Source organism: Streptomyces tardus (genome assembly GCF_018101125.2).
Lineage (GTDB): Bacteria > Actinomycetota > Actinomycetes > Streptomycetales > Streptomycetaceae > Streptomyces > Streptomyces tardus.
This window is the reverse complement of the sequence record NZ_JAELVF020000001.1, coordinates 3,514,107-3,522,307: the sequence shown is the minus strand read 5'-3', so window position 1 is coordinate 3,522,307 and position 8,201 is coordinate 3,514,107. Positions and strand designations below refer to the sequence as shown.

The window sequence follows — 8,201 nt, the reverse complement described above, 5'->3', positions numbered from 1 at the left end:
GCAGGACGCCCCGGCCCTGCCTCCGGCCGCGGCTGCCGTCTCACCCTTCCCGCCCACCGCATGACCACCGCCGTCGCAAGCGGCGCCTTCCCCTTCCTCGCCGAAGGCGGACTCGGTGCCGAGGGCCTCTACATCGGCCGCGACGTCCACGCCGAAGCCAGCTTCTGCTTCGACCCGTTCGCTCTCTACGGCCGTATCGAGGGCTTCACCAACCCGAACATCCTGCTCGCCGGAGTGATCGGACAGGGCAAGAGCGCGCTGGCCAAATCCTTCGCTCTGCGCTCGATCGCCTTCGGCTACCGCGTCTACGTGCCGTGCGACCCGAAAGCCGAATGGACACCGGTAGCAGAAGCTCTCGGCGGCAAGTCCATAGCTCTCGGCCCCGGTCTGCCGGGCCGCCTCAACCCCCTGGACGCAGCCCCGCGCCCGGCGAGCGTGCCCGAAGCCGACTGGGCGGGTGAGATCCGCAAACGCCGCCTGCTCCTGCTGAGCTCCCTTGCCCGCACCGTACTGGGCCGAGACCTGGTCCCCATGGAGCACACCGCGCTGGACGTCGCACTCGACGCCGTTGTCGCCCGCACCGCGGACAGCCGCACCCCGCTCCTCGGCGAGGTTGCTGCCGCACTCGCCAGCCCGCACACGCTCGACGAAGGGACAACGTCGGGCCACCTCGGCGACGCCGCCCGCGACTTGGCCCACGCCATGCGCCGCCTAGTCCACGGCGACCTCGCCGGTCTCTTCGACGCCCCCTCCACCGTGAGGTTCGACCCGACCGCCCCGATCCTCACCATCGACCTCTCCCGCCTCAGCAGCAGCGGCGACGACACCGCCCTCGTCCTCGCCATGACCTGCGCAAGCGCTTGGATGGAATCAGCCCTCTCCGACCCGGACGGCGGCCGACGCTGGGTTGTGTATGACGAGGCATGGCGCCTAATGACCCACATCGGGCTGCTGCAGCGGATGCAGGCCCAGTGGAAGCTGTCCCGGGGGCTCGGCATCGCCAACCTCGTGGTGCTCCACCGCCTATCCGACCTGCTCACCGCCGGAGACGCCGGATCGCAGGGCCGGGCCCTGGCCGAAGGGCTCCTCGCCGACTGCAGCACCCGCATCATCTACCGCCAGGAGACCGACCAACTCGCCGCCGCAGCAGCCCTGCTCGGCCTGACCTCCATCGAGATGGACGCCGTCGCGCACCTCAACCGTGGCCGCGGCCTGTGGAAGGTGGCCGGCAGGAGCTTCGTCGTCCAGCACCTCCTCCACCGTGACGAGCTAACCCTGTTCGACACCGACGCCCGCATGCACAAGACCGACAACATTGCTGCGGCCACCGGTGAAGACCCGACCAACCCGTCCTTCACACCCCAAAGCCGGGAACCAGCCGGAGGCACATGACCTTCGCCCCTCCAACCAACTGCGAGATGACGTGCCCTCAAGCCCGCCCGACTCTAGGCGCACCCCGACTCCGCCGGACGCGGCCCATCCAGCGACCCTTCAATCCGCAGTGCTGCACCTGAACGACCGGATGTCCGGTGCCGGCACCTACGCCGAGGCTGCCGAAGCCGCCGAGGAAGTCCTCCACAGCGAGCACGGCCTGCTGGAGCGCCTGCGTTGCTTCTTCGAAGCCGCAGCCGAACAAGCCACCGCAGACGAGGACGTCGAAGGATGGCACCTGGCTGACCGCTTCACCGAGGCGGCCTCCTCGCTCGGCGACCTTGCCGCGGACCTAACCGACGCCGCCGAGGAACTGCGCGCGCTCGGCCCGCCGACGTCCCGGCCCAGCCGAGCACACACGGCCAGCCGACAGCACCTCCACCAGCGTCGCCACGAGCCTCCCTGCCCGGGGCCACCGCAACAGGACCCCACACCGTCGCTAGCGAACCAGGAGAGCCGTGTCCACGCGCCCCACACGCACCACCCATGACAAGTCGTCCCCCGAGCACGTACGACTACGGTTGGAGACGCTTTCCCTCAAGCTACGCGAGACCTCTGCCAACCTCGACCTTGCCAAAAGCGACGGCAGCAGGTTGCCCTCCCGCATTCCCGGCCAGCGACTGCTCTCACACACACTGACCGCCCAGGCCCTCTCCCTGCGCACGACGCGGCTGGCCGCCGAAGTCCGCACGCTCGTAGGCGAGAACCCGTCAGCACTGGAGTCCGCTGCGCTGTCTTCGATGCTGTCATCCACGACCGAGACGGCTCAAGCAGTGGTCGCCTTCGCCCAGGCCGCAGGCGTGGCAGTGAGCACGCCCGGCACGATCGAGCTCGAGTCGGCAGAGCATCGCCAGATGCTCACCAAGCACGCAACTGGCCGGCGCGACCTCTGGCGCGCCGCGGTGGACATCGCCGCAGCGAGTCGATGCCTCGTGGAGCACCCCGACGCTCAACGGTTCCCCGCCTCCATGCCAGTCCTGGCACCTCCCAACTCCGCGCAGCACAGCAGGAAGCCGCGGCCGTAGTGCCACCGGCGCCGAGCCCCCTCAACTGCCCAGATTTCTCAGGCACGTTCTGGCGTCACACCGCTAACAGCCCCACGCCGCGCGCCCGTCTCTGCAGCGATTTCGGCAACTGCAGGCCCCCTACCTGCCCGGGCCATCCTCACCAGCCCGGGCACGCTGAACTGTTCGCCCCACGAAAGGAATTCACCTTGACCCATTCCAACGACCCTGACTACCGGCAGCAAGAAGAGAACCACGACCGCCTGATGGCCGAGATCGCCCGGCACGAGGCGATCGAACAGGAACGACTCGCCTCCTACGAGAACGACACGCTGGATCAAGACGGTCCGGCGGTCGCCCCTCAACGCCCCACGCTGCCTCGTCCTTCACACCCGTACCGCTCTCCGCGTCGCCGCTGACAGCGCCGTTCCCGCCGACACCCAGTGGGGGCTCGGGTTCGACTACTTCTGCCACCTGCGCTGGCTGGCAGAACGACTTCTCACGGTCGCCGAAGACCTCTCTCCTGCCGATCCTCGGCTCGCACACCAACGATTTCCCGACCTGGTCGAGCGCCTGGCCGACCTGAGCCGGCTGACCGCCCACGCAACAGCCACCACGGTCCACGTGAGCACTGCCGAGGCCACCGTCACCGACCAGACGCGCCACCCCACCCGCGTCATGGTCGCCGCGACGTCCTACGCCGTCGCGGCGCTTACCCAGGCCACCGCATGCCTCGGCGAAGCCGTCGCCGTGGCAGGCCCGCTCCACCAGCAAACCGAGTCCCAATCTTCCCCGAGCTTGGGCCACGATCATCCTGTTTCCGACGGCCTCGCCACCATCGAGCGCACCGTCGCCACAGCGCGTCAGACGCTCCAGCACGCCTCGCAGGTGGTGCTGCACCGCTACGCCCAGCAGCTCATCGCCGCCCCTCCCCCCACCCTCAGCAGGTCTACGGCGCTGCAACCTCCGCGCCACGCACCTGAGCGCCGCACGCGCTGACTCCACCCTCTAACCCTGGAGTTCTCCCTGTCCTCGACCACCGCACCACGGCACCGCTTCCGGTAGCCCGGGCCCAACGGCACCGCTGACCTCTTCCGCTCCAGAAAGGCCGTGTTTTCCCTGACCGCCCCCGCGCCGAGCCCGCGCATCACCTTCCGCGCGGTGCTGAGCAGCCCGCACGTGACCCGGTGCCTCGGCGGCACCCTCGTCGGTAGGCTCCCCAACGGCATGGCGCCCGTCGCGATCGTGCTGTGGACCGTCTCGGCCGACGGCGATCTGGCCTTCGCCGGTCTGCTCGCAGCGCTCTACGGGCTCTGCTCCAGCCTCTCCCAGCCGGCCAAGGGCATGCTCTTGGACCGGCTGGGACAGCGCGCCGTGCATGTGCCGGCTGGGCTGCTCAACTCCAGCCTTTTGGTAGCCCTTCCGGCCGGCGGCCTGCACAACGGAACGACCGCGGTCCTACTTGTCATCGCCGCCGGGCTCTGCACTCCGCCGCTGGAGGCCGGGCTCCGCGCGCTGTGGCCCACACTTCTAGCTGATCCCCGGATGCGACATGCCGCCCTCGCGCTGGACACCGGCAGCCAAGGGCTGCTGTACATCGTCGGCCCTCTCCTGGCCGCTGCGCTTGCCTCTGTCCATAGCCCGCAGGCCGCACTCGGCGCGACCGCCGTTCTGGGGTCGGTCGGCACTCTCATCGTGGCGAGCGCCACGCCGTCCCGCCGCTGGAAAGCTACTCCGGTGGCCGTTGCCGCAGGATTTCGGCGGCGGCTGGCCAGCGTGCACCTGGTGGGGCTCTTCGTCGCCCTTGCCGGTGTCGGCTTCGCCATCGGCGCGCTCAACGTCCTGGCGGTGGCGCTGGCCGAACAGCACCAGATGAGCCTGCTGTCCGGCATCGTCCCCGCCGCCTACTCCAGCGGCAGCATCGTCGGCGGACTCCTGTACGGGCGCAGGGTCTGGCCAGGACGCCCCAGCCGCCACCTCTGTCTCGGCGCCGCCACGTTTCTCCTCGGTTGGCTGCCGCTCGTCGCCGCCCCCGGCCCCCACACCACGATCGTCGCCGTCATCGTTCCCGGCGCGTGCCTGACCGTCGTCGTCGCCTGTTCCTACGTCGTCGCCGCTGACCTCGCCCCCGCAGGACGCACAAGCGAGGCGTACGCCTGGCTGATCCTCTCGATCGGCGTCGGGCAGTCGGCCGGCGCCGCGATCACCGGCCATCTCGCCGACCACCCCCAGGCCACCGCTCTTCCCGCTGCCGGTGCCGCCCTGGCCTTCACCGTCCTGGCGACCGTCCGCCCCGGGCGACAAGCACCACGGCGAGGCCGCCATCGGCGAACCCGACGCAGCCGGGGCTGTTGTTCCCGCCCCACCGACCGATAGGAGATTCGCCTTGCCCGAAGCACCAGCAGAGCCGTTCGTGACGATCCGGCACACCATCACCGGCGAGGTCACCACCACCGGCTACAACGCCGCCGCCCGACGGGTCCTGCTCCAGTCCGGCTTCGAAGAGACGCCAGGCTGCACCTGCGGAGCGACGGAACCCGGTACGGAGCGAACACACGGGCCTGCTCGGCAGGCGGCGAGCTGCTCGCCGCCTGCCACCCCCACCTGGGCCACGACCTCGGTCGGCCAGTGAGCGCCGACAGCGCGACCCGGTTGGCCCGGTCGCCAATGTCGACACAATCCGCGATCCGCTCGAGAGCGGCCAGCCTCTCCACCGCATCGCCAACCCCGCCCGCACCGGCAGCTGTTGAAGGACCCTCACTTTGACCACCCCCGGAACGCCTACCAACGCGCGCACCAAGGGCGGCGAGCTACGGGCGAAGGTGGCCCGATTGCTGGCCGACCGGCCAGCGGACACCCTCACCATCGGGGACATGGCCAGGCAACTGGGCCACTCCCACGGCGCGGTCCGCAACGCCGCCCTCACCCTGGTGCGCCGTGGCGAGGCCGCCCAAGGCGGGACCGGACAACCAGAGTTCGGCGCGAACTCGCGAACCGCCGACGCTGCGCAGACCGCCGTGATCAGCCCCCCGGGCACCCACTCTCCCCGCGCCCAGACGGCCACGACCCGCACAACCACTCCCGCAGCGGCAACACCCGGCCCGATCCGCCGTGCGGGGGGCCAGATCTACCACCCCCGGGAGCTGGCCGATCTACCCGACGTCGAGGCTCTGAATCGCCTGCGCGACGCCGACGTGCCAGTGCTCCTCTACGGCCCTCCGGGCACCGGCAAGACGTCGCTGGTGGAGGCGGCGTTCCCAGACCTGCTCACCGTCGCCGGTGACGGCGACACCACGGTCGGCGACCTGATCGGCGAGTACACACAGGCCGACAGCGGAGGCTACGTCTTCCAGTACGGCCCGCTGGTCACCGCGATGACCGAGGGCCGCGCCCTGCTGGTCGACGATGCCACCTTGATCTCGCCGAAGGTCCTCGCCGCGCTGTATCCCGCCATGGACGGGCGCCGGCAGATCCAGGTCAAGGCCCACAACGGCGAGACCATCAAAGCCGAGCCGGGCTTCTACGTAGTGGCGGGCCACAACCCCGGCGTCCACGGGGCGGTATTGACGGAGGCGCTGGCAAGCCGGTTCAGCGTGCAGATCCAGATCGGTACGGACTATGACCTCGCCCTCGCTCTGAAGATCGATGCCCGCGTGGTCCGCGTCGCCCGCAACCTCGCCCACCAAGTCGACCTCGGCGAGCTGGGCTGGGCCCCCCAACTGCGTGAACTGCTCAGTTACCAAAAGACCGAGGCCGTCCTCGGCACCAGAGCCGCGCTCGCGAACCTCGTCGGCATCGCTCCGGAGGAGGATCGCGGCGCCGTCGCCGACGCCGTCATCAAGGCTGTCGGCGTCAAGAAGATCGCGCCGCTCACTCTCGGCAAGCAACTCCCCGCCTCAGCCGCCCGGAAGCCCCCGGGCAGCACCGGCTCCGCACACCGGGGCCGCTCGCGATGAGCGCCCACCACCACGTCCAGTCCTCGGCCACGCCGGACGACGCTGACCTCGCGCGTTGGGACGACGACGGCGCCCCGCCCGCGCAACCCCGTTCCTCCCCGGCTGCGTGGCTGCGCGTGGGAGCCGAACTCGGAGATCGGCTGGTCGCCCTCTCCGGCCGCCAGGATCTGCTCGTCACCTGCCGCCCCGGCACGCGTAACGGCGCACCAGCCGCGTTCATCCCCACTCTGGGTGAGGTCGAGTTCGACGCCGGCCTGTTCGCCCCGCTCCAGCCCGACGAGATCCATCCGCGGATCGTGGGCGACGAGGACCGGTATCCCGCCGCCTGGGGAGTGTTCGTCCACGAGGCCGCGCACGCGGCCCACTCCGTCTGGACGGAGCCTGCCGGAGCCAACCCTCGTGTCGTCGAGGCCGCACTCCTGCTGGAGGAGAGCCGCGTCGAAGGCGCGCATCTGATCACGCGGCCCACAGACCGCAAGTACCTGCGCACCAGTGCCCGCACTCTGGTCATGCCCGACATCGCCCACCCCACTCTCCAGGGCATCGAACACGCCGCCGCCACGGCGGCCTTGATCCTCGGCCGCCGTGACGTCGGCATCCTGGACGCCGGCGAGACCCGGGCCGTCGCCGATCTGTGCGAACAGGTGCTGGGCGAGAACTTGCTGGCCACCCTCACCCACATCTGGACAGCAGCCCACCAGTGCGCCGACCACGACGCCACGACCATGCTCACTCACGCTCAAAACTGGTGCGACGCCCTGGACACGGCGGCCCCCACCCAGCCCGTGCCGGACAACCTCACCGATCTGCTGTCCGACGCCGTGGGAATGGTCATGGACAGCACCGCAGCCACCGACGCCGCCGATCTCGCCGCCCAGGCCGCAGCGACCGACGCCGCAGCCGCGAAATCCAAGGCGCAGACTCAGGACCGCGCCCAGCGCGCCGACCAGCGACGCAAAGCCGCCGCCACCGCCAAGTCGGTCTTCAACCCCCGTGGCACCACCGTCAATCGCGACGGCACACCGGCCCCCTACGGCAACCCGATCACCGGCACCCGCAGACCCACCACCGCCGAGAAGAGCGCCGCCGCGCGCCTGAGCCGCGCCCTGCGTGCCGCCGCCTACCGCGAGCGGATCGAGGAACGGAGCACCAGCCCCACCCCGCCCGGACGCCTCAACATGCGCGCGGCCCTCGCCCGCGACGCGCAGCGCGCGGCCGGGTCGATCCCCACCGCACAGCCGTTCACCCACACCCGCCGCCGGAGCTCCCCCACCCCACCGCTGCGTGTGGGCATCGCCGTCGACGTCTCAGCCTCCATGCGCGCCGCTTGCGAACCCGTCGCGTCCGCGGCCTGGATCGTGGCGCGCGCAGCAGCCCTGACCGACCCCGACTCCCGTACCGCCGCCATCGCCTACGACATGCAACTGACCGCATTGACCCGACCCACCCACCGAGCACCAGAGCGCGTGACCACGTTCGATGCCCTCGGCGGCGACCACAACCTCGGCGACGCCATCGACGCGCTCGACCACGGCCTCGAACTCAGCAGGCCCGGCGCCGGACGCCTCCTCGTGATCGTCACCGACGCCCACTACCGACCCGACGAAACCGCTCAAGCGATTACCCGCATCAAGCAGCTCACGACCGCCGGCTGCGCCGTACTCCAGCTCACCCTCACCGCGAAGTCCCAGCATTTGCCGGGGACCACCTTGCTGCACCTGCCCCAGCCCTCCACCGCTCCCGTCGCCATCGCCAAGGCAGCCACGGACGCGATCCGCAGAACACTCTGAGACGACGCAGAAGACAGAAA

At 70.4% G+C, this 8,201-nt stretch carries 9 protein-coding genes; all 9 read left to right on the top strand.

The window, feature by feature from the left end; genetic code table 11:
• Positions 1-1,392, top strand: a 1,392-nt coding sequence (locus JGS22_RS15025; RefSeq protein ID WP_236073155.1) for a putative type IV secretion/conjugal transfer ATPase, incomplete at its 5' end; no start/stop codon positions are given.
• 109 nt (positions 1,393-1,501) lie between these two features.
• Positions 1,502-1,921 carry a hypothetical protein gene (locus JGS22_RS15020; protein WP_211041556.1) on the top strand — a complete coding sequence of 140 codons (420 nt, stop codon included), beginning with the start codon at positions 1,502-1,504 and terminating at the stop codon, positions 1,919-1,921.
• Positions 1,890-2,456 carry a hypothetical protein gene (locus tag JGS22_RS15015; protein ID WP_211041557.1) on the top strand — a complete coding sequence of 189 codons (567 nt, stop codon included), beginning with the start codon at positions 1,890-1,892 and terminating at the stop codon, positions 2,454-2,456. The genes JGS22_RS15020 and JGS22_RS15015 overlap by 32 nt, the downstream gene beginning before the upstream one ends.
• A gap of 188 nt (positions 2,457-2,644) precedes the next feature.
• The gene (locus JGS22_RS15010) at positions 2,645-2,854 is read left to right on the top strand and encodes a hypothetical protein (protein ID WP_211041558.1); all 210 of its coding nucleotides are present in this window, start codon (positions 2,645-2,647) and stop codon (positions 2,852-2,854) included.
• A 205-nt stretch (positions 2,855-3,059) separates the two neighbouring features.
• Positions 3,060-3,434, top strand: coding sequence for a hypothetical protein (locus JGS22_RS15005; protein ID WP_211041559.1), 375 nt, complete (start codon positions 3,060-3,062; stop codon positions 3,432-3,434).
• A 111-nt stretch (positions 3,435-3,545) separates the two neighbouring features.
• A complete protein-coding gene (locus JGS22_RS15000) occupies positions 3,546-4,811 on the top strand; it encodes an MFS transporter (RefSeq protein ID WP_211041560.1) in 1,266 nt (421 codons plus the stop codon).
• Between the two features lie 37 nt (positions 4,812-4,848).
• Positions 4,849-5,067, top strand: a complete 219-nt coding sequence (locus tag JGS22_RS14995) for a hypothetical protein (protein ID WP_211041571.1) — start codon at positions 4,849-4,851, stop codon at positions 5,065-5,067.
• 190 nt (positions 5,068-5,257) lie between these two features.
• Positions 5,258-6,391, top strand: coding sequence for an AAA family ATPase (locus JGS22_RS14990; RefSeq protein WP_211041572.1), 1,134 nt, complete (start codon positions 5,258-5,260; stop codon positions 6,389-6,391).
• Positions 6,388-8,181: a vWA domain-containing protein gene (locus JGS22_RS14985; RefSeq protein ID WP_211041561.1), complete on the top strand. Its 1,794-nt coding sequence runs from the start codon at positions 6,388-6,390 to the stop codon at positions 8,179-8,181. The genes JGS22_RS14990 and JGS22_RS14985 overlap by 4 nt, the downstream gene beginning before the upstream one ends.
• Positions 8,182-8,201: the final 20 nt, after the last annotated feature.

What these genes read in the sequence shown, in the direction of transcription:
- JGS22_RS14985 (WP_211041561.1), top strand. Translation starts at nt 6,388, where the DNA reads ATGAGCGCCCACCACCACGTCCAGTCCTCGGCCACGCCGGACGACGCT.